This is a genomic window from Burkholderia aenigmatica, assembly GCF_048627025.1.
GTDB classification, from domain to species: Bacteria; Pseudomonadota; Gammaproteobacteria; order Burkholderiales; family Burkholderiaceae; genus Burkholderia; species Burkholderia aenigmatica.
In genome coordinates, this window is sequence record NZ_CP184468.1 from 3,530,604 (window position 1) to 3,551,949 (window position 21,346).

A 21,346-nucleotide genomic window follows, 5' to 3' on the forward strand; every position below is an offset into this window, starting at 1 on the left:
ATGACCGACGATCCGATTGCCGCCTACCTGTCGAACCTGAAGCACGTCAGGCAGCTGTCGGAACACACGCTGCGCGGATACACGCACGAACTCGACGAGCTGAAGAAGCTCGCGAACGGCCGGCCGCTAGAAGCGCTGACGGCCGCCGACATGCGCGGCGCGGTCGCGCGTGCACATTCGGGCGGGCTGTCCGCCCGGTCGATCTCGCACCGGCTGTCCGCGTGGCGCGCGTTCTACCGCTGGCTCGCGCAGCGCGTCGAGATGCCCGCGAACCCGGTCGCCGCGGTGCGCGCGCCGAAACGCGCGAAGACCTTGCCGAAGGCGCTGTCGGTCGACGACGCTTCGGCGTTGATGGACGCGCCGCTCGCCGGCACGACCGAAGGCATCCGCGATCACGCGATCCTCGAGCTGTTCTATTCGTCGGGGCTGCGCCTCGCCGAGCTGATCGGGCTCGACGTCATGTACACGCAGGCCGACGGCTACCGCTCGACCGGCTGGCTCGACCTCGCCGAAGCCGAAGTCACCGTGCGCGGCAAGGGCAACAAGGAGCGCAAGGTGCCGGTCGGCCGCAAGGCGATCGACGCGCTGAACGCGTGGCTCGCGGTGCGCGGCGAATTCGTGAAGCACGATCCGCATCCGCTGTTCGTGTCCGTGCGCGGCAACCGGATGTCGCCGGGCGTCGTGCGCGAGCGCGTGAAGCGCGCGGCGCTCACCGCGGGCATCCCTGCCAACGTCCATCCGCACGTGCTGCGCCACTCGTTCGCGACGCACGTGCTGCAGTCGAGCGGCGACCTGCGCGCGGTGCAGGAACTGCTCGGCCACGCGAGCGTCTCCGCGACGCAGGTCTATACGTCGCTCGACTTCCAGCATCTCGCGAAGATTTACGACAGCGCGCATCCGCGCGCGAAGAAGCGCGACTGACGCGCGTCCCGTGTTACCCGCCGCGCGCGGCGACCGGCCACGGTCGGCTTCGCGCACGGCCCCTTTCGATCTCATCATGCAAACCGTCACCCTCAAGCCGTCCAAGGAAAAATCGCTGCTGCGCCGCCATCCGTGGATCTACGCCAATGCGATCGACCGCGTCGACGGCAAGCCCGCGCCCGGCGCGACCGTGATCGTGCGCGCGCACGACGGCCGCTTCCTCGCGCGCGGCGCGTACAGCCCGCAATCGCAGATTCGCGTGCGCGTGTGGAGCTTCGACGAGAACGAGCCGATCGACCACGCGTTCTTCAAGCGCCGCGTGCAGCGCGCAGTCGCGCACCGCACGACAATGGTGTCGAACACGGGCGCGGTGCGCCTCGTGTTCGGCGAAGCCGACGGCCTGCCGGGCCTGATCGTCGACTACTACGTCGCGGACACCGCGGACGCCGGCGCGACACCGCGCGGGCAGCTCGTCTGCCAGTTCATGGCGGCCGGCGTCGAAGCGTGGAAGGACGCGATCGTCAAGGCGCTGGTCGGCGCCACGGACTGCCCGAACGTCTACGAGCGCTCGGACGTGTCGATCCGCGACAAGGAAGGGCTCGAACAAACCACCGGCGTGCTGGCCGGCGATGCGCCGCCCGCGACGCTGATCTCGAACGAAAACGGCGTGCGCTATCACGTCGACGTACCGAACGGCCACAAGACGGGCTTCTACGTCGACCAGCGCGACAACCGCGCGCTGGTCGCGCAGTACGCGGCCGATCGCGACGTGCTGAACTGCTTCTGCTACACGGGCGGCTTCTCGCTCGCCGCGCTCAAGGGCGGGGCGAAACGCGTCGTGTCGATCGACTCGTCGGGCGATGCGCTCGCGCTCGCGCAGCAGAACGTCGTTGCCAACGGTTTCGACGCCGAACGCGCGACCTGGCTCGACGCCGACGCATTCAAGACGCTGCGTCGCCTCGTCGACGAAGGCGAGCGTTTCGACCTGATCGTGCTCGATCCGCCGAAGTTCGCGCCAACCCGCGACAGCGTCGATCGCGCGGCACGCGCGTACAAGGACATCAACCTGAGCGGCTTCAAGCTGCTGCGTCCGGGTGGCCTGCTGTTCACGTACTCGTGCTCGGGCGCGATCGACATGGACCTGTTCCAGAAGATCGTCGCGGGCGCGGCCGCCGACGCGAAGGTCGACGCCCGCATCCTGAAGCGCCTCGGCGCGGGCGTCGATCACCCGCTGCTCGCGGCCTTCCCGGAAGGTGAATATCTGAAGGGCCTGCTGTTGCAAATCGTCTGATCGCCCCGATCTACGCGCGGAACCGTCCGCCGGCCCGCGCCGTGCGCCCGGCGGATCCGCGCTCCCGCCTGTCGTTCGGACGACGGGCGAGGGCTTGACAGGTATGTTTCAATGGATGGTTGTGCGCCCCGGCTGGCAAAGCCGCGGGCGCGACGCACATCCTGGTTTTGACCCCGATTCACGAACCACAGGCGATTGACATGGCCACTCCCGTCACCATCCTCACCGGCTTCCTCGGCAGCGGCAAGACGACGCTGCTCAAGCGCATCCTGAACGAACAGCACGGCATGAAGATCGCCGTGATCGAGAACGAGTTCGGCGAAGAGAACATCGACAACGAAATCCTCATCCAGGATTCGAACGAGCAGATCATCCAGATGAGCAACGGCTGCATCTGCTGCACGATCCGCGGCGACCTCGCGCGCACGCTCGGCGATCTCGCCGCGAAGAAGCGCGAAGGCAAGCTCGACTTCGACCGCATCGTGATCGAAACCACCGGCCTCGCGAACCCGGGCCCGGTCGCGCAGACCTTCTTCATCGACAGCGAAATCGCCGACGATTTCCTGCTCGACGCGGTCATCACGCTGGTCGACGCGAAGCACGCGAACGCGCAGCTCGACGAGCACGAAGTCGTGCAGCGCCAGGTCGGCTTCGCCGATCGCCTGTTCATCACGAAGTCGGATCTGGTCGACGATCAAACGGTAGCCGGCCTCAAGCATCGCCTGATGCACATAAACCCGAAGGCTGTGATCAAGGTCGTGAACTTCGGCGAAGCCGACATCAAGGAAATCTTCGACCTGCGCGGCTTCAACCTGAACGCGAAGCTCGAGATCGACCCCGACTTCCTGGCCGAAGACGATCACGCGCACCATCACCACGATCACGACCATGATCACGATCACGCTCATTGCGACCACGATCACGGTCAATGCGCGCACGATCACGACCATGGCCACCACCATCACCACGCGCACCACGACGACAAGATCAAGTCGTTCGTGTACCGCAACGACCGCCCGTTCGACCCGAACAAGCTGGAAGACTTCCTCGGCGGCATCCTGCAGATCTACGGCGAGCGGATGCTGCGCTACAAGGGCGTGCTGTACATGAAGGGCGTCGACCGCAAGGTCGTGTTCCAGGGCGTGCACCAGATGATGGGCAGCGACCTCGCCTCGAAGTGGCTGCCGGTCGAGAAGAAGACCAACAAGATGGTGTTCATCGGCGTCGATCTGCCGCAGGACCTGATCACCGACGGCCTCGACGCCTGCCTCGCCTGACACGTACGGGCAACCGTCGCACCCCCGCCCGCACGGCCGCCTCGCGGGCGGCTGCGGCGGCCGCGAGGCGGCCTTTCCGGGCAGGGTTTCGCCGTCATCGCTTTTTCGCGATTTGCGCGTTATATTTTCTAGATATTGGCGCAGCCGACGGGGATCGACCCGATACGGCGCCCGCTTGCGATTCAGTTACAATACGTGCCCGCTGGAGTACGGCAACAAATAGGCCCGGTTCTTGCTGAACCAGTTTTCCGGGCATCGCAACCGCGCCGGATCGCCCATCCGCCTCCCGGCCGCGGCCGATGCGATGTGCCGCGCAGCACACCGGTTCGCAGCGCGCGCAACTCCGCGCCAGGCCTATCCTGGTATTTGAGAACCGGTTTTCCAGAGGCTTTCGGCCCCGCGGCGGCAAATCGCAAATGATTGCAAGGGCGGTTGCGGGTAATCCCAAAGTGCAGGCAATATCTATCGATTTGCCGCACATTGAAGAAGCAAGCAGATGACGAAGAAACTCTTGACCGAAGCCGAAATCCTGAAGATGAGCGACAAGGATTACATGAATGAGGATCAGCTCGCCTTCTTCAAAAATCGGCTCGAACAGTTGCAGGCGGACATCCTCAAGAATGCAGGCCAGACGACCGAGAACCTGCGCGAGACGGTGATCGTGCCCGATCCCGCCGATCGCGCGACGATCGAGGAAGAGCACGCGCTCGAGCTGCGTACGCGCGATCGCGAACGCAAGCTCCTCAAGAAGGTTCAGCAGTCGCTCGCCCGCATCGATTCCGGCGACTACGGCTGGTGCGAGGAAACCGGCGAGCCGATCGGCATTCCGCGCCTGCTCGCGCGTCCGACCGCCACGCTGTCGCTCGAGGCGCAGGAGCGCCGCGAGCTGCGCCAGAAGCTGTTCGGCGACTGATCGAGCGGCGTTCCGCTCAGACACGCTGCTTCCCGAAAGCGCGCGGCCTGCCGCGCGCTTTTTGTTTTTCCGGCACGGTTCCCCACCGGCTGCCGATTTGCCCCCCGCCTCTTGATATCCCGGCGCCCGCCCTAAAATGAAACGGACGCGCGCCGGGCCGCTTCCCGGCGCACTGCGAGTTACGCGGCGGCGCCTCGCGCCCCCGACTCTTCCCCGTTTTTCTCAAGGAACGCAGATGGAGCAATTTCACGGCACGACCATCGTTTCGGTCCGGCGCGGCGACAAGGTCGCGCTCGGCGGCGACGGCCAGGTAACCCTCGGCAACATCGTCATGAAGGGTGGCGCGCGGAAAGTGCGGCGGATCTACAACAACCAGGTGCTGGTCGGATTCGCGGGCGGCACCGCCGATGCGTTCTCGCTGCTCGACCGCTTCGAGGCGAAGCTCGAGAAGCACCAGGGCAACCTGACCCGCGCGGCCGTCGAGCTCGCGAAGGACTGGCGCACCGACCGGATGCTGCGCCGCCTCGAGGCGATGCTGATCACGGCCGACGCCACCACCACGCTGGTGATCACCGGCAACGGCGACGTGCTCGACCCCGAAGGCGGCATCTGCGCGATCGGCTCGGGCGGTGCGTATGCGCAGGCCGCGGCCCGCGCGCTCGCGGAGAACACCGAGCTGTCGCCGCGCGAGATCGTCGAGAAGTCGCTCGAGATCGCCGGCGACATGTGCATCTACACGAACCACAACCGCATCATCGAAACGATCGAGTAAGGACCGCACCATGAGCACCATGACCCCTGCCGAGATCGTCTCGGAACTCGACAAGCACATCATCGGCCAGGCGAAGGCCAAGAAGGCCGTCGCGGTCGCGCTGCGCAACCGCTGGCGCCGCCAGCAGGTCGCCGACCCGCTGCGCCAGGAAATCACGCCGAAGAACATCCTGATGATCGGGCCGACGGGCGTCGGCAAGACCGAAATCGCGCGCCGCCTCGCGAAGCTCGCCGATGCACCGTTCATCAAGATCGAAGCGACCAAGTTCACCGAAGTCGGCTATGTCGGCCGCGACGTCGACAGCATCGTGCGCGACCTGATCGAGATCTCGGTCAAGCAGACGCGCGAAACCGAGATGCGCAAGGTACGCAGCAAGGCGACCGACCAGGCGGAAGACCGCGTCCTCGACATCCTGCTGCCGCAGCCGCGCGCGGTGGGCTTCGGCGGCAACGCCGAGCACGCGAACGACGACAACAACGCGACGCGCCAGACCTTCCGCAAGCGCCTGCGCGAAGGCCAGCTCGACGACAAGGAAGTCGAGCTCGACCTCGAGCAGCCGTCGGCCGGCATGGACATCATGGCGCCGCCGGGGATGGAAGAGATGACCGAGCAGATCCGCTCGATGTTCTCGAACCTCGGCAGCGGCAAGAAGCAGCGCCGCAAGGTGAAGATCAAGGAAGCGCTGAAGCTGCTGACCGACGAGGAAGCGGCGAAGATGCTCAACGAAGAGGAAGTGAAGACGAAGGCCGTGCAGAACGTCGAGCAGAACGGCATCGTGTTCCTCGACGAGATCGACAAGATCACGTCGCGCAACAACGAAGGCAGCGGCGGCGAAGTGTCACGCCAGGGCGTGCAGCGCGACCTGCTGCCGCTCGTCGAAGGCACGACGGTCAACACGAAGTACGGGATGGTGAAGACCGATCACATCCTGTTCATCGCAAGCGGCGCGTTCCATCTCGCGAAGCCGAGCGACCTGATTCCCGAACTGCAGGGCCGCTTCCCGATCCGCGTCGAGCTCGACTCGCTGTCGGTGAACGATTTCGAAGCGATCCTCGTCGCGACCGACGCGAGCCTCGTCAAGCAGTACCAGGCGCTGCTCGCGACCGAAGACGTGCAGCTCGAATTCGCCGACGACGGCATCCGCCGCCTCGCGGAGATCGCGTTTGCGGTCAACGAGAAAACCGAGAACATCGGCGCGCGCCGGCTGTACACGGTGATCGAGAAGCTGCTCGAGGAAGTGTCGTTCGCGGCCGGCAACCATGCCGGCGAGCGCGTGATGATCGATGCGAAGTATGTCGACCGGGCGCTCGGCGAAGTGTCGCAGAACGAAGACCTGTCGCGCTACGTGCTGTAACGCGCGCGGCGTCGGACGAAAACGGGCGGCCCCTTCCGGGGTCGCCCGTTTTTTCATGGCGATGCGATGCGGCGCACGTGCCTGCGCCTGGAACGCGGCTGATGGCAGGCGCGCTGGTGCGTCCCTATAATCTGGATTCCTCAGACTACGCGCAGACGCATTCGTCACCGCATTCGAATGACCATCTACCCATCCATCGCCGGCCGATTCGTGCCGTCCCTGCTCGCGCTCACGCGCGCCGACATCCTGTCGCTCATGCGCCGGATCAGGCGGGAGTCGCTGCGGCGCTATAACGTCGCGTTTGCGCTCGCGTGGCTGGGCACGCTGGCGGGTATCGCACTCGCCAGCGTGGCGTTCAGCATCGGCATACAGTCCATCGCGAGTGGCGTATCGGCAAAGCCGTGGCCGATGGCCGTTCCGATCGTGATCGGCGGGTTCGCACCGTTTCTCGCGAATATCGGCTACTCGGCGCTGATTACGCTCCTGCTGAAGCGCGAGATCGTCGCCTGCCTGTCGCGAGCCCCAAACTCGCCCGGCTGACGCCCCCCGCTTACTGCCGTACCGGCTTCTTCGCGAGCTTGCGCTGCAGCGTGCGGCGGTGCATGTTCAGCGCGCGTGCCGTCGCCGAAATATTGTTGTTGTTCTCGGCCAGCACGCGCTGGATGTGCTCCCATTCGAGCCGGTCGACCGACAGCACGACCGGATTCTCGAGCGCTTCGTCGGCCTGCACTTCGGTCGCGTTGGTCTGCAGCGCGGCCAGGATCGACTCGACGTTCGCGGGTTTCGCGAGATAGTTGTCGGCGCCTTCCTTCACCGCCTGCACGGCAGTCGCGATGCTCGCGTAGCCGGTCAGCACCAGGATCCGCGCGTCGGGCTGCAGGTCGCACAGCGGCGCGATCAGGCTCAGGCCCGAATCCTCGCCGAGATGCAGGTCGACGGTAATGAACTGGAACTTGTTGCCCGCGGCGAGCCGGAGCGCCGCCTCCTTGTCGTGCGCCTGCTGGACCGCGTACCCGCGACGCTCGAGGCCGCGCGCGAGCGTGCCCGCGAACACCTCGTTGTCGTCGATCACCAGGAAATTGTTCTCGCTCATGTGGTTTCTCCGTCTACGTGTTGGTTGAGGCGGCCGGCGCCGCGACGCGCACGACCGGCAGGCGCAGCACGGCCCGCGTGCCGCGCGCGGCAGTCGTGCCGGCCTGGCCCGGCGTGCCGGTTGTCCGTTCGGCCAGGCGCTGGCCCGCGCGTTGTCCCGAGCCTGCCGCGGCGTGACCGTTCGCCGCACTGCCGGCCCGCCCGTTGCCGCCCGCCGTGCGCGGCACGACGTCGGACAGTTCGATCTCGCCGCCGAGCCGCGCGGCCGCGCTGAACGCGAGATACAGGCCGACCCCGTGCCCGCCCTGCGTACTGTCGACCGGCATCGCGCCGAGCGATTCGCGCAGCGCGGCCGGAATGCCCGGCCCGTCGTCGCATACCTCGAATTCGATCTCGTCGGCCGTGCCGGCGTGCGCGACCTTCGCGGCCAGCGTCACGCGCTGCGGGCTCGCGCGCGCGGCGTTGTCGAGCAGGATCGTCAGGATCTGGCCGGCCGCGACCGTGTCGTCGAGCGCGACGCCCGCCGGACGCGCGCCGAGCAGTTCGAACTGCACATGCGGATGGCGCAGGCGCCAGTGCTCGACGAACGTGTCGAGCCAGTCGTCCACCGGCTGGCGGCTCGCGGGCGCGCTCGCACGGCTGCGCAGGCGCGCGAGCGCCGACGTGCAGAGCGACATCTGCTCCTCGAGCACCTTCAGGTCGGCCTCGTAGCGGGCCAGCCCCGGATCGTCGCGCGCCGCGTCGCGCAGCTCTTCGGCGAGCATCGCGATCGTCGACAGCGGCGTGCCCATCTCGTGCGCGACGGTGGCGGCCTGCACGCCGAGCGCGACCGCCCGCTCGTCGCGCAGCAGGTGCTGCTGCGCTTCGCCGAGCGCCGCGTCGCGCTGGCGCAGCGCATTCGACATGCGCGCGACGAACCAGGCGATCAGCCCGACGCTGACCATGAAGTTCGCCCACATCCCGGTACGGTAGTAGTCGAACAGGTTCGCGGGATTGTCCATGTTGAGCGGCACCGAGTCGAAACCGAGCGCCGCGTAGCACGCGACCGCGAACGCCGCGAGCCAGATCATCAGGTGCCACGGCAGCACGGCCGCCGCGATCGCGAGCGAAGGCAGGTACAACGACACGAACGGATTGGTCGTGCCGCCCGACAGGAACAGCAGCGCGGACAGCGCACCGAGGTCGACCCACAGCTGGCCGAGCAGCTCGAAATTGGTCTCGGGCCGCGCGCGCAGCACGCGCACCCAGGTCAGCGCGTTGAAAACGATTTCGAGCGCGATGACCATCAGCATCGCCGGCAACGGCAGATGCACGCCGAAATAGGTCTGCACGACGCCGATCGTCACGAGCTGGCCGATGATCGCGAGATTGCGAAGCCAGAACAGGTGACTGAGGTTGACGCGCCCGGTGGTGGTGATTCGTTGCATCCGAGCAGTTTACCCGTTTAGCGGGCGACGCCTCTAGCGGGGCCGGATCGGAGCGCTGTGACCGGGACGCTCCGCGTGCATGGCCGGCGCCGTCAGCCGGCCGCGCCGGCCATCCGCTGCGCGATCTCGTCGGCCAGGCACTCGGGGCACCGGCAGCGCGCGCCGGCCGCGGGCGGCGTGCCGCCGGGCAATACCGGCATCGACGCGCACCAGCATTCGAACGGCTGCGTGCGGGCGCCGCAGTCGAAGCTGCGCCCGCAGTGCGGGCAGCGCGCGCGGCGCGGGGCGGAACGGGCGTCGGCGACGGAATCGGTCATGGCTCAAGCGCGGAAGCGGGCGTGAAGCCGCCCTACGCGACAAGCATAGCGCGGCGAACGGATTTTGCACGCCGGCCACTTGGCCGACGGCCATCGCGAACGCTCGCGAACCACCCCGCCGCCGCCGCCCGCGCCCGCTGCCCATCTCGCTGCCCGCATCGCGCCGCGCCATAGCCGGCGGGCCGCCGCGCGCGGTGCGCGGGCCGTGCCGCCGGTGTTCCAGTCCGGCCAAAAACCCGATGCTGCGCTGCGCCACTCCTGTACAATTCGCCGTGTTTCAACGTTCCCAGCCAGAGCTGCCGCCATGTCCGAGCCCATCGACCTCTCGCAGATCGCCCCCACGCTGAAAGCAGAAATCCTCGCCGAAGCGCTGCCGTACATCCGCCGTTACCACGGCAAGACCATCGTCATCAAATACGGCGGCAACGCGATGACGGAAGAGCGGCTCAAGCAAGGCTTCGCGCGCGACGTGATCCTGCTGAAGCTGGTCGGCATCAATCCGGTGATCGTCCACGGCGGCGGTCCGCAGATCGATCAGGCGCTGAAGAAGATCGGCAAGGCCGGCACCTTCATCCAGGGCATGCGCGTCACCGACGAAGAGACGATGGAAGTCGTCGAATGGGTGCTCGGCGGCGAGGTGCAGCAGGACATCGTGACGCTGATCAACCACTTCGGCGGCCACGCGGTGGGCCTGACGGGCAAGGACGGCGGCCTGATCCACGCGCGCAAGCTGCTGATGCCGGACCGCGACAACCCGGGCCAGTACATCGACATCGGCCAGGTCGGCGAAGTCGAGGCGATCAACCCGGCGGTCGTGAAGGCGCTGCAGGACGACGCGTTCATCCCGGTGATCTCGCCGATCGGCTTCGGTGAAGACGGCCTCTCGTACAACATCAACGCCGACCTCGTCGCGGGCAAGCTCGCCACCGTGCTGAACGCCGAGAAGCTGCTGATGATGACCAACATCCCGGGCGTGATGGACAAGGACGGCAACCTGCTGACCGACCTGTCCGCGCGCGAAATCGACGCGCTGTTCGAAGACGGCACGATCTCCGGCGGCATGCTGCCGAAGATCTCGTCGGCGCTCGACGCGGCGAAGAGCGGCGTGAAGTCGGTGCACATCGTCGACGGCCGGATCGAGCACTCGGTGCTGCTGGAAATCCTGACCGAGCAGCCGTTCGGCACGATGATCCGCTCGCATTGAGACCACGCAGCAAGAGCACCCCACCCGACTTGCCAGCCCCGCTGCGGCGCCGGCGCGTGTCGCGCAGCCGGCCCCGCGCCGGCGCGCCGGTGTGGCTGTTCGATCTCGACAACACCCTGCACCACGCATCGCACGCGATCTTTCCCGAGATCAACCGCGCGATGACGCAGTACATCATCGACGCGCTGCAGGTCGAGCGCGCCGAAGCCGACCGCCTGCGCAACGGCTACACCGAGCGCTACGGCGCCGCGCTCCTCGGCCTCACGCGCCATCATCCGATCGACCCGCACGACTTCCTGCGCGCGGTCCATACGTTTTCCGACCTGCCCGCGATGCTGCGTGCCGAACGCGGGCTGGCACGCATCGTCGCCGCGCTCCCCGGGCGCAAGTTCGTGCTGACCAACGCGCCGGAGAACTACGCGCGCGCGGTGCTGCGCGAACTGCGCATCGAGCGGCTGTTCGAGCGCGTGATCGCGATCGAGCACATGCGCGACCGGCGCACGTGGCGCGCGAAGCCCGATCACACGATGCTGCGCCGGACGTTGCGCGCCGCGCACGCACGCATGGCCGACGCGATCCTCGTCGAGGATACGCGCGGCCACCTGAAGCGCTACAAGCGCCTCGGTATCGGCACGGTATGGATCACCGGACACTTGCCCGGCCATTTGCCGACCACCGGGCGCCCGCACTATGTCGACCAGCGCATTCGTTCGTTAAAATCGCTGCGACTGGGCACACGATCGGGGCGACAAAAATGCAGCCGACTTACCCGCAGGACCAAGCCGTAACGGAAAGCCAGGCCACACCCACCCGCGCACGCCCGAAGCCGGGCGAGCGCCGCGTGATGATCCTGCAGACGCTCGCCGCGATGCTCGAGGCACCCAAACCCGAGAAAATCACGACCGCCGCGCTCGCGGCCCGGCTCGACGTGTCGGAAGCCGCGCTGTACCGGCACTTCACCAGCAAGGCGAAGATGTACGAAGGGCTGATCGAGTTCATCGAGCAGGCGCTGCTCGGGCTCGTCAACCAGATCGTCGCGAAAGAGCCGAACGGCGTGCAGCAGGCGCGCACGATCGCGCTGACGATGCTCAATTTCGCCGCAAAGAACCCCGGCATGACGCGCGTGCTGACCGGCGAGGCACTGGTTGGCGAGGAAGAGCGGCTCACCGAACGCGTGAACCAGTTGCTCGACCGCATCGAGGCCACCGTCAAGCAGTGCCTGCGGGTGGCGCGCGCCGAGGCCGGCGCACAGCAGAACAGCGGCCTGACACTGCCGGCCGACTACGATCCGGCCACGCGCGCCAGCCTGCTCGTCAGCTACGTGATCGGACGTTGGCACCGCTTCGCGAAAAGCGGCTTCCGGCAGTCGCCGGGCGAACAGGCGGACGCGCAATTGCAACTGATCCTGCAATAAACGGGCGCATCGCCATCGAATCACTGCGCGCGTCGCAACCGCCGGCTCACCATTCCGTCACGCGCGTGTGCTCGCCCAGGCCGAACGCAGGCCCCGCGTCGCCGCTCTCGGGCAACGCCCGACGCTGTCGCGCGGCCTCCCACTGCGCCAGTTCACGCCTCATCGATCGCAACGTCTCGCCGCATGGCCAGTCGGTATCGCATTGATCCGCCGGTGCGGCCTGCGCCCGCCGGGTTCCAGGCCGCGCAACACGCGGCGCATACGACCGCACCGTCGCCGGCGCGGACGCGGACGCAGTTCGCGCCGGCTGGGCTCGCCGCGTCTCCGGCTCGTCGACGCGTGCATGCGCCGCGTCGCGATGCACGTGATGCGGCGGCGCGACCGGCGTGGACGATTCGGTCATCCGGACCGGCTCGACCGCCGGGGGCGGCGGCAACGCGTGCACCGGCACCTCCGCCGCGGCCGTCTGCACCGGTGCAGCGGGCGGCTCGGCAGCCGGCACGCTGGCGCGCACGGTATCGATCCGTGCATTGCCGCTCCGGGTCAGCACCCCGCCGAACCATGTCGTCGCCGCACCGAACAATGCGCCACCGATCAGGGCCAGCGCCATCCGCCGCGTGTTGCGGCGCGGCGCGGGGCGGCTCCATGCCACGTTATCGTGGCCGAAGTCGGCGGCTCGCAGCGCGCCGCCCCGCACCGCCGCCGCATCGCCGAATGGGCGGCACGCCAACGCGCCGGCGTGCAGATGCAGCGCGCGCCCCGACGGCCGCGCAAACACGCCAGCGGCACCGCGCCGGACACCGTATGGCGGCGGCAGATAAGTTGCGGGCCTCAACACCACCAAGGCAAACCCGCTCACAACCCGTTCTGAACTCATGACTCTCCCCGAAGACGCGGCTGACGCCGGCTCGTCTCGACGCCTCATCCTTCGCGCAGCCAACGCACCAGCATGCCGGCGGACGCGTAGCCCCGCAGCGTGGCCGCATAGCTGTCGAAGCGATACGCCACTTCGCTGACGCGATTGTTGTAGTCGTCGCTCTCCGCAATCAGCACGTCGAGCAGCGAGCGCCGCCCAAGGTGGTACCACTGATCGAAGAACGCGTGACGCACGCGATCCGACTCCACCGTCAGATCGTGATACTGATCCGCGCGCGCGCCGAACGCATGCGCATCCTCGTCGGCACTGCGCACCTGGAATTCGAGATCCAGCCGCATCTGGTCGACCTGGCGCCATCCTGCCAGCGCGCGGTAAGCCGCCGCATCGGTCGCCGCAGTCGCCGCGCCGCCCGTGAACGCATTCCAGCTCAGGGTCAACATCGTCTGCCACGGCATCCGGCGCCCCAGTGCATCGCGCCCGGTATTCGTGCTGACGACCCAGTCGAGCTGCGGCTTGGCAGCCGCTCGCACCGCGTCGCGATTGAGGTCGGCCGCATTCGCCTCTGCGCGCGTCTGCAGCAGACGCGGATTCTCGTCGACCGCCGACATCAGGCGCTCGAGGTTGCCCGGATACAGCGGCCAGGCCGACGCGGACGGGATCGGCACCGGCCGCTCGCCCACCAGCTTGCGCAGGTTCAGCTCGGCGATCCGGCATTTCGCAAGCGCTGCGTCACGGCTCGCCTCGGCCTGCAGCAGGCGCGCTTTCGCCTGCGTCAGTTCGCTGCCGCGCCCGCGATCGACCGCGACGATTTCCTCGAGCATGCCGACGAGGCGTGCCATCCGGTCAGCGAAGCGCTGGCTCAGTGCGGCGATATTGCGCTGCTTCGCGAGTTCCACGATCGTGCCGGTGACCTGATAGGCGGAATCCTCCATCTGCGCGACGTAGCGCTCCTGCCCCGCGCTCGCGAGATCCTGCCGGCTGCCGATCGCTTTCTCCGTGCGCCCCCAGTCGAACAGCGTCGTCCTGAGATTCACGCCCAGCGCATTGCCTGGATCGTATGCGCTGCCGGCGTTCGAGCCGAACTGCGCGGCACGCGTCTGGCCGTTCAACTGCAATTGCGGCCAGCGCGCTCCTTTCGCCTGATCGACATCCGACTGCGCCGCCTGGTATTCGGCATACATGCGCCGCACCTGCGGACTGACATCGACGGCGGCCTCCGCCGCCGCATACAGCATCTGCCGCAATTCGCGCTCGGTCATCGCCTGCCCGCGGACAGGTACCGACGCGGCATCGTCATGCGTCGGCGCGAGTGCACCCGCACGTCCATCGGACCCGGTGGATGTCGCTCGCACCTCCGCCGACGCCGCCGCAACACGCGGCGGCACGATATTGGCAGCATGCGCGGCCCCGGCCGGCTGCCACATCGACAAGACAAACAGTACCGCCGATGCGGCAACACGAAACACCGCGCGAGATTCGCGCGCCTCGACGCACGCGCCGACCATTCGAACTCCGCTCATGCTCAACGCTCCCTGAAGGCCTCGCGGGCCTTGAAGATCGGCTTGAGCAGGTAATCGAGCACCGTCTTCTCACCGGTGCGGATATCGACCGTTGCCTGCATGCCCGGCAACACCGGCAGACGCTTGCCGGCCGCGACCAGCGCGTCCGCATCCGTCTCGACCATGAGCCGGTAATAGTTGGCGTCGGGTCGCCCCATCGCGGCCTTCTGGTCGTCCTTCAACGTATCCGGACCGACGCTGACGACGTGCCCGTGCAACCCGCCGTAGATCGCGAAGTCGTATGCGCTCAGCTTCACGAGCACCGGCAACCCCGGCCGCAGGAACGCGACGTCGGACGGCTTGATCCGCGCTTCGACCAGTACGCAGCCGTCGAGGGGCGCGATCTCCATGATGTGTTCGCCCGACTGCACGACGCCGCCCGCCGTACGGATGCGGATGTTCTTCACCACGCCGCGCATCGGCGCGACGACATCGGTACGCGCCAGCACGTCCGCGCGCCCGGCCAGCACCTCGTTGGTTTGCGCGAGCTCCTGTTCGAGCCGCGACAACTCGGCGCTGGCATCCGCCGTGAAACGGCTCCTGCGCTCGGCGATCTGCGCGGCGATGTCCGTCGACTGGCGCCGCATGCGCAGGATCTCGACTTCCGAGACCAGCCCCTTCGCCGCGAGCGGCTCCGACATCGCGATCTCGCGCCGGACCAGCGCCTGGCTCTTCGCCAACGCGGCGACCTGCTCGTCGAGCGCACGGCGGCGGGCGCGGTAGATTGCGGTGGTCTGCGCAACGAGGCCGGATTCGCGCTTCACGTCTTGCGGAAAGTCCAGCGGCGCGCCATAGGCTTCGGCACGCGCGCGCGACACGTTCGCCTTCAGCTCCAGCGCCTTGGTCAACGCTTCGCGATAGTTCGCTTGCGCGCGCGTCGGATCGATCTTCGCGAGCAGTTGCCCCTTTTCGACCACGTCGCCCTCGCGCACGGCCACGCTCTGGACGATGCCGCCCTCGAGGCTCTGGATCCATTGTTCGCGGCTCGGCGACACGACCGTCGCCTCGCTGCGCGTGACCTCCTCGACGTGTGCGAAGTGCGCCCACACCAGCCCGGCGCCGAGCACGACGGCGACCACATAGAGAATCAGCTGCGCACCCGCGGACGACCGCACGAGCAGCGCCTCGCGAATGTCGCTCATGTAGGCCGCATCGCACGCCCGCAGACGTGGCACCGGTTTGCGGCTCAGCATCGATCGAATGCGCCGCATCATGATGCCTCCGCAGCCGCAGTCGCCTCTGCCTCCGGCTGCCCTTCGGGCGACGCGCCAGGTTTCGCGCTCCGCTCGACCACGCGGATTTTCGGCGCACGGCTTCGCTGCGGCTCGGGCGGCGCCCGACGCTCGCCCGGCTCGGGCTGCCCCGACAGTGCCGCCAGCACATGCGCCTTTTCCCCGTCCATCACGATCTTGCCCTGATCGACGATCACGATCCGGTCGACGAGCGCCAGCAGCGACGTGCGATGCGTCACCACGACCAGCGTCTGGCCAGCGCTCGCCTGCTTCAAGTGCTCGATAAACAGCGACTCCGTCTGCGTGTCCATCGCGCTCGTCGGCTCGTCGAGCAGCAATGTCCGCGGGCACGCGATCAGGCTGCGCGCCAGCGCGACGAGCTGGCGCTGCCCGCCCGACAGATCGCGGCCGTTTTCGCCGACCTGAAGGTTCACGCCGAGCGGATGCCGGGCGACCAGCGTATCGAGCCCCGTCAGCTTGAGCACGCGCAGCAGCTCCGTGGCCGGCACGTCGGGCCGGCCAATCGTCACGTTCTCGCGCAGCGATCCGTAAAACAGTCGGCTGTCCTGGCCGACATAGCCGAAAGTCCGACGCCAGTCGGCCGGCGCGATCTGCGCGGCATCGAGCCCATCGGCGAGCAGCTTGCCCGCCGTCGGTTGATACAGCCGCGCGATCAGCCGCAGCAGCGTCGATTTCCCGCTGCCGACCCGGCCGAGTATCGCGACACGCTCGCCGGGCTTAATCTCCACCGACACCTCATCCAGCACGGGCGCGTTTTGCTGGAGGCCGGCCGACGGATACGCGAACGACACGCCGTCGAGCTTCACGTGGCCGCTGAGCGGCGGCTGCGCCAGATAATCCTGGCCCGGCTCGTGCTCGACCGGCATCGTCATCAGTTCGTTGAGCGACTGCATCGCGGTCTTCGCCTGCTGAAAACGCAGCGCGAGCCCCATGACCTGGCCGAGCGGCGCCGTCACGCGGCCGGCCAGCATCACGGAACCGATCAGCGCGCCCTGGGTGAGCTTGCCCTCGCCGATCAGGTATACGCCGACAATCACGATCGCGACGGTCTGCATCTGCTGCAGGAACGACACACAACTGGTCGCCATGCTGGAAAGTTCGCGCGACCGCATCGACGCGGCGGCCGTCTTCGCACTGAACGCGTCCCAGCGATAACGCATCGCGCCTTCGCCGCCGACGGCCTTCAGCGTCTCGAGCCCGTCGATCGACTCGATCAGCACGCCCTGCTTGAGCGACGACTCGCGCAGGTTCTCGCGCATCGCACGCGCGAGCGGCCATTGCACGATCGCGCCGAGGCCGACGATCAGCGGAATCATCATGAGCGGAATCCAGCCGAGCGGGCCACCGACTGCGAACACCACGCCGACGAACAGAAAGACGAATGGCAGGTCGGACACGACCGACAGCGTCGCCGACGTCGCGAAATCCCGCACCGACTCGAACTCGCGCAACCGGTGGGCGAAGGAGCCGGCCGACGCCGGCCGGCGCTCCATCCGGATCGCCAGCGCCTGCCGAAACAGCAGGCTGCCGAGCACCAGATCGGCTTTCTTGCCCGCGGTATCGAGCACATGGGCACGCACATGCCGCGACACCGCCTCCATCAGCATCGCGAATGCAACGCCGATCGCGAGCGACCAAAGCGTCACGTATGCCTGGTTGGGAACGACGCGGTCGTAGACGTTCATCGTGAAAAACACGCTGGCGAGGCCAAGCACGTTGATCAGGAACGCACCTACCGCCGCGCTCGCGTAATAGCTGCGGTAACGCCACAGCGTTCGCAGCAGCCAGTGCCCGGCCGATTCGGTCGGCAGGTCGTCCGGACGCGCGTCGACCTTCGCGGCCGGCTTCACGAGCAGCGCGTAGCCGGAGTAGGTCTCGGCCAGTTCCGCATCGGTGCATTCGACCGGCCCTTCGCCGAGTTCGGGCAGCACGACGCGATACCGGCGCTGCACGTCGGGCTCTGCCGAATCGTCGACGCGCCTGCCGAGCAGCACGCAAGCGCTGCCGTTGCGGCGCAACAGCACGGCCGGCAACAGATGCTCGGGCAATTGCGTCAGCGGACGCTCCACCAGCTTCGCTGCCAGGCCGGCCTGCGTCAGCGCCTCGATCGCAAGCGACGGCGTCAGCGAGCCGTATTTGGCGAGACCGGAAGTCAGGACTGCATGACTTCTGCCGAAACCGTAGTGCGCGCAAAGCCAAGCAACCGAATCGAGCAGGCTGTCATGGGTGAGGATGTCCGGCAGATTCGGCGCGTTACCGCCACCGGTATCGGGAGGTTGGGCATTCATATCGAAATCGCTATCTGGCCACTGGAATTCACGGCACCCTGGCGCGCTCCAGGACGCAGCTGTTTCGCGCGAGCGACAGGGTGGGCGCATACACCGATGCGGCTGAGTCTCCCGTCGCATGACCGGACGGGATGGCTATCGCAGGACGCCAAAGCGACTGCGACAGGAATGCAACAACTTTACGAAATGTGCCCGAGCGCCTAAATGGGACAAATCCCAAAAGGAATCCAGAATTACTAGGACAAATTCGAATGGAGGTTGAATGCACAGACATGCGTAGCCCGCCACTCGCGATGGGCCACACATCAGGAAACAAAGGAGGGGAAAAAACCGAACCGCTGGCGTCAGCGCAGCGGGAACGGCGCGGGCCGGAACCGCGTCTTGACTCGACGCGATTTCGGCCCACGCCTGCAGCGTCAGACCAGGTGGGTCGACACGGACGATTGCACGAGCAGTTCGACGTGCAGCGCCGCGTTCTCGTACAGCGTATAGGCCTGGCCATTGATCGCAACCATCCCCTGGTTCGTCCACTGACCGCCTTGCGCAAGGCCACTCATGCCCGACAACTCGACCCGATCGCCGGTGTTGCCGTTCACCATCAATTGCGTGTGGCCGTCGTTTCGGAACACGTTCTCGTGCCCGAGTTCCAGCACGTCACGCATCGACAGCTTCAGCGTGTTGTCGCCCGTCCCGGTGATGTCGATGATCTCGATCGACGAAAGCTTGTCGTGGCCGCCGACGTTCAGCAGCTTCGACACATCCAGCGTCTGACCGGCGCCCGTGAGTTTCAGCGTATCGATGCCGGCGCCGCCGTGCAGGCCAGCGTGCTCGTTCGTGAAATACGCCACGTTGTCGAGCTGGAATTCAGTCCCATGCGCCGAGCCGAAATACTCGGCATCTGCATTCGTCAGCACGTGCTGCACGTCGGCCGGCGGAACGAGTTCCGTGATCGTATCCCAGGTCGATTTGGCGAAACTGCCTCCCGAAAAACCGACGTTGTCGATCCAGAGCGCGTTCAGGCCATTCAGCGCCCCGCTGCCCGAATACCATCCGATGCCGAAAGACGAGAACTGCAAGTTATCCGGCAGGACGATCTGATACGTGTGAATCTCGCCGTTCGGCGTTATCCCGTTGATCGTCAGATCCTGTCGATAAATCAGCTTGCCGGCGTCGTCATAGAAATACGCCGTCATATGCTCATAGCTCTGCGTGACGCTGATGCCGAGGTCAACCGTCAATGCATGCGCATGCGCGCCGTTGTTGAGGTAGAACTTCGGCATCTCGGTGAGGTTGACCAGCAACCCCGTCTCCCCGCTATCCGGTACGATCTTTTTCGCCCCCAGGCCAAACCCGCTGCTGCCGCCAGTACGAATACCCTGTTCGACGCTCTTGCCGTTGACCGACACCGGTTTGCCGAGCACCGCCGTAAACGTGCCGAAGTTGATCGGCATGCTGCCATTGAAGTCTTGCGGCTGCCTATCGTTGAAGTCGACATTCACCGTATGCGACAACGTCGAGAAATCACCACCGGAAAAACCGACATTGTCGATCCAGAGCGCGTTCAGGCCATTCAGCGCCCCGCTGCCCGAATACCATCCGATGCCGAAAGACGAGAACTGCAAGTTATCCGGCAGGACGACCTGATACGTGTGAATCTCGCCGTTCGGCGTTATCCCGTTGATCGTCAGATCCTGTCGATAAATCAGCTTGCCGGCGTCGTCATAGAAATACACCGTCATATGCTCATAGCTCGCCCCGACGCTAATGCCGAGATCAAGCGTCAATGCACGTGCGTGCGCGCCGTTGTTGAGGTAAAACTTCGGCATCTCGGAGAGGTTGACCAGCAAGCCCGTCTCCCCGCTATCCGGCACGACCTGTTTCGAACCCAGGCCGAAACCGCCGCCGCTAGCCGTACGAATACCCTGTTCGACACTCTTTCCGTTAACCGACACGGGCTTGCCGAGCACTGCCGTAAACAAGCCAAAGTCGATCGGCATGCTGCCATTGAAGTCCTGCGGTTTGCGATCGTTGAAATCCACAGTACGATATTCGATACCCGCGTCGCTCCCCGTACCCGAGTTCACGTGCTCGACAAACCTTGTCACCAGATAGTCGGAGATGTTCCCGGCCCGGTCGACCAGCGCAACACCATAGCTCGTGTGCTCGTCCATCGTCGCCGCGATGCCGGACGGGATCGTCACCTTCACCCGGCCCGCCGCGATATCGGCCGCCGTCAGGTTGTACGAGATGCGCTGATCGCCGATCATCACGTTGATCGCATCGCCCACCACCATGTCCTTGCCGGCGAACGAGACGTCGATCACATTCCCCGAGCGAACCGCCGACAGCACATGGTCGGGAGACGTCGTGTCCAGTTCGACGTCGTACGCCATCACGTCACCCGCAGCGCCGGTGCCATTCACCACGCGCGTCTGGATCGTCCAGTTGCCGCCGTGCTCGCTCAGGTCGGTCACCATCCACGTGCCGTCCGGGTTCAGCAGCGCGTCAATCCACGTCCGCCCGCCATCCGTCGACACCTGCACCTTCTCACCGGCTGCCAGCGCACCCACCAGGTGGCCGGTCAGCAAGCGGCCGCCATTGCCGTCGTTCGTCAGGCGGTCGAAATTCAAATTCCCGCTGTCGTGCCCCATGTCGTCGAGCACCGCCTTCGCCAGCGGCACCGGCGGCGCCACTGGCCCCACCGTCACGTCGAAACCATCCGAGCGCGCGCTCGTATTGCCCGCGTGGTCCGTCGCCGTCACCGTCAGCGCATGCGTGCCGCTCGACAGCGGCGACGTCACCTGGAACGTCCATTTTCCGTCGATATCCGTCGTCGTCGCCCCCAGCAGCGTCGTGCCGTCGTAGACCGCGACCGTCGAAAACGCTTCCGCCTGCCCCGACAGCGTCGGCTGCGCCCCCTCCGTTGCCGCTTCGATCTCCGGCTGCGACGGCGGCGTCACGTCCACCTGAATGCCGTAAGACGTCGACGGTATGCTCATGCCGACGTCGTTGCTCGCCCGCGCCGTCAGGCGATACTCGCCGTCGTGCAGCGGCTGCGTCAGCGCGAAATTCCATGCGCCGTTTGCACCGACGATCACGGTCCCGACTTCGACGCCATCCACCAGAAGATGGATCGTCGAGCCAGGGTCGCCGCGGCCGCTCACCGTCGGCTTCGGGTCGTTGGTCAGCCCGCCGTTTTCAATCACGCCGGTGTGCGGCGGCACGTTGTCGGTCACTGCGTCGATCGTCGGACGCGACGGGCGCGTCGTTGCTTTCTGCTCTGCCATTTCTATTTTCCTGTACCAGTCCAAGATGTCCCGGGGTCATCCGGACATTTCAACCTTCGCTCCGCGGCACCGCCACCGGTGACCGCGAAGCCGTCAATCC

General features: G+C 66.5%; 18 protein-coding genes. 10 read left to right on the forward strand and 8 right to left on the reverse strand.

Annotated elements, in window-relative coordinates:
• The 7 genes from xerC to ACN8ZM_RS16580 all read left to right on the forward strand — a co-directional run bounded on the left by xerC (position 1) and on the right by ACN8ZM_RS16580 (position 7,068).
• The gene (xerC, locus tag ACN8ZM_RS16550) at positions 1–921 is read left to right on the forward strand and encodes a tyrosine recombinase XerC (protein ID WP_420210315.1); all 921 of its coding nucleotides are present in this window, start codon (positions 1–3) and stop codon (positions 919–921) included.
• Between the two features lie 76 nt (positions 922–997).
• A complete protein-coding gene (locus ACN8ZM_RS16555) occupies positions 998–2,212 on the forward strand; it encodes a class I SAM-dependent rRNA methyltransferase (protein WP_237432975.1) in 1,215 nt (404 codons plus the stop codon).
• Between the two features lie 200 nt (positions 2,213–2,412).
• Positions 2,413–3,489 carry a CobW family GTP-binding protein gene (locus ACN8ZM_RS16560; RefSeq protein WP_420210316.1) on the forward strand — a complete coding sequence of 359 codons (1,077 nt, stop codon included), beginning with the start codon at positions 2,413–2,415 and terminating at the stop codon, positions 3,487–3,489.
• A 496-nt stretch (positions 3,490–3,985) separates the two neighbouring features.
• Positions 3,986–4,402 carry an RNA polymerase-binding protein DksA gene (dksA, locus tag ACN8ZM_RS16565; RefSeq protein ID WP_006477498.1) on the forward strand — a complete coding sequence of 139 codons (417 nt, stop codon included), beginning with the start codon at positions 3,986–3,988 and terminating at the stop codon, positions 4,400–4,402.
• A gap of 235 nt (positions 4,403–4,637) precedes the next feature.
• Positions 4,638–5,174, forward strand: coding sequence for an ATP-dependent protease subunit HslV (gene hslV / locus ACN8ZM_RS16570; protein ID WP_006760749.1), 537 nt, complete (start codon positions 4,638–4,640; stop codon positions 5,172–5,174).
• Between the two features lie 10 nt (positions 5,175–5,184).
• A complete protein-coding gene (gene hslU, locus ACN8ZM_RS16575; RefSeq protein ID WP_420210317.1) occupies positions 5,185–6,528 on the forward strand; it encodes an ATP-dependent protease ATPase subunit HslU in 1,344 nt (447 codons plus the stop codon).
• Between the two features lie 177 nt (positions 6,529–6,705).
• On the forward strand, positions 6,706–7,068 hold the full coding sequence (locus tag ACN8ZM_RS16580; RefSeq protein ID WP_420210318.1) for a hypothetical protein: 363 nt from the start codon (positions 6,706–6,708) through the stop codon (positions 7,066–7,068).
• Between the two features lie 10 nt (positions 7,069–7,078).
• Here ACN8ZM_RS16580 and ACN8ZM_RS16585 read toward each other — a convergent pair whose 3' ends face one another.
• The 3 genes from ACN8ZM_RS16585 to ACN8ZM_RS16595 form a co-directional block, all read right to left on the reverse strand.
• Positions 7,079–7,621: a response regulator transcription factor gene (locus ACN8ZM_RS16585; RefSeq protein ID WP_420210319.1), complete on the reverse strand. Its 543-nt coding sequence runs from the start codon at positions 7,619–7,621 to the stop codon at positions 7,079–7,081.
• 13 nt (positions 7,622–7,634) lie between these two features.
• The gene (locus tag ACN8ZM_RS16590) at positions 7,635–9,047 is read right to left on the reverse strand and encodes an ATP-binding protein (protein WP_420210320.1); all 1,413 of its coding nucleotides are present in this window, start codon (positions 9,045–9,047) and stop codon (positions 7,635–7,637) included.
• A gap of 92 nt (positions 9,048–9,139) precedes the next feature.
• Entirely contained in the window at positions 9,140–9,364 is a 225-nt protein-coding gene (locus tag ACN8ZM_RS16595) for a cysteine-rich CWC family protein (protein ID WP_043184709.1), read from the reverse strand.
• A gap of 304 nt (positions 9,365–9,668) precedes the next feature.
• Between ACN8ZM_RS16595 and argB the strand changes: the two genes are divergently transcribed.
• The 3 genes from argB to slmA are packed head-to-tail and all read left to right on the forward strand — an operon-like array spanning position 9,669 to position 11,982.
• Entirely contained in the window at positions 9,669–10,568 is a 900-nt protein-coding gene (argB, locus tag ACN8ZM_RS16600; RefSeq protein WP_420211006.1) for an acetylglutamate kinase, read from the forward strand.
• Positions 10,565–11,356 carry a pyrimidine 5'-nucleotidase gene (locus tag ACN8ZM_RS16605; protein WP_420210321.1) on the forward strand — a complete coding sequence of 264 codons (792 nt, stop codon included), beginning with the start codon at positions 10,565–10,567 and terminating at the stop codon, positions 11,354–11,356. The genes argB and ACN8ZM_RS16605 overlap by 4 nt, the downstream gene beginning before the upstream one ends.
• Positions 11,323–11,982, forward strand: a complete 660-nt coding sequence (slmA, locus tag ACN8ZM_RS16610) for a nucleoid occlusion factor SlmA (RefSeq protein ID WP_420210322.1) — start codon at positions 11,323–11,325, stop codon at positions 11,980–11,982. Before ACN8ZM_RS16605 ends, slmA begins: the two co-directional genes overlap by 34 nt.
• Positions 11,983–12,028: 46 nt before the next feature.
• Here slmA and ACN8ZM_RS16615 read toward each other — a convergent pair whose 3' ends face one another.
• The 5 genes from ACN8ZM_RS16615 to ACN8ZM_RS16635 form a co-directional block, all read right to left on the reverse strand.
• Complete coding sequence (locus ACN8ZM_RS16615; RefSeq protein WP_420210323.1) at positions 12,029–12,634, reverse strand: hypothetical protein; 606 nt, start codon at positions 12,632–12,634, stop codon at positions 12,029–12,031.
• A gap of 269 nt (positions 12,635–12,903) precedes the next feature.
• Entirely contained in the window at positions 12,904–14,379 is a 1,476-nt protein-coding gene (locus ACN8ZM_RS16620; protein ID WP_420210324.1) for a TolC family protein, read from the reverse strand.
• A gap of 2 nt (positions 14,380–14,381) precedes the next feature.
• The gene (locus ACN8ZM_RS16625; protein WP_420210325.1) at positions 14,382–15,632 is read right to left on the reverse strand and encodes an HlyD family type I secretion periplasmic adaptor subunit; all 1,251 of its coding nucleotides are present in this window, start codon (positions 15,630–15,632) and stop codon (positions 14,382–14,384) included.
• Complete coding sequence (locus ACN8ZM_RS16630; protein WP_420210326.1) at positions 15,629–17,959, reverse strand: type I secretion system permease/ATPase; 2,331 nt, start codon at positions 17,957–17,959, stop codon at positions 15,629–15,631. The genes ACN8ZM_RS16625 and ACN8ZM_RS16630 overlap by 4 nt, the downstream gene beginning before the upstream one ends.
• Positions 17,960–18,375: 416 nt before the next feature.
• On the reverse strand, positions 18,376–21,195 hold the full coding sequence (locus ACN8ZM_RS16635; RefSeq protein WP_420210327.1) for an Ig-like domain-containing protein: 2,820 nt from the start codon (positions 21,193–21,195) through the stop codon (positions 18,376–18,378).
• Positions 21,196–21,346: the final 151 nt, after the last annotated feature.